The sequence below is a fragment of the Alkalihalobacillus sp. TS-13 genome (genome assembly GCF_019720915.1).
Taxonomy (GTDB): domain Bacteria; phylum Bacillota; class Bacilli; order Bacillales; family Fictibacillaceae; genus Pseudalkalibacillus.
Genome location: NZ_JAHKSI010000019.1, coordinates 1 through 645 on the forward strand (window position 1 = coordinate 1; position 645 = coordinate 645).

A 645-nucleotide genomic window follows, 5' to 3' on the forward strand; every position below is an offset into this window, starting at 1 on the left:
GCACGTTATCGTAACTCGCCGGTTCATTCTACAAAAGGCACGCCGTCACCCGTTAATGGGCTCCGACTACTTGTAGGCACACGGTTTCAGGATCTCTTTCACTCCCCTTCCGGGGTGCTTTTCACCTTTCCCTCACGGTACTGGTTCACTATCGGTCACTAGGGAGTATTTAGCCTTGGGAGATGGTCCTCCCAGCTTCCGACGGGGTTTCACGTGTCCCGCCGTACTCAGGATCCACTCTGGAGGGAACGACGTTTTGGCTACAGGGCTGTTACCTCTTCCAGCGGGCCTTTCCAGACCGCTTCGCCTACGCCGTTCCTTTCTTACTCCGTATAGAGTGTCCTACAACCCCAAGAGGCAAGCCTCTTGGTTTGGGCTGATTCCGTTTCGCTCGCCGCTACTCAGGAAATCGCGATTGCTTTCTCTTCCTCTGGGTACTAAGATGTTTCAGTTCCCCAGGTCTGCCTTCTCATACCCTATGGATTCAGGTATGGATCCTACCCCATTACGGGCAGTGGGTTCCCCCATTCGGAAATCCCCGGATCAAAGCTTACTTACAGCTCCCCGAGGCATATCGGTGTTCGTCCCGTCCTTCTTCGGCTCCTAGTGCCAAGGCATCCACCGTGCGCCCTTCATAACTTAACC

At 54.6% G+C, this 645-nt stretch carries 1 rRNA gene; it reads right to left on the reverse strand.

The window, feature by feature from the left end:
* A 23S ribosomal RNA gene (locus KOL94_RS24910) occupies nucleotides 1-645 on the reverse strand; the annotation flags it as partial.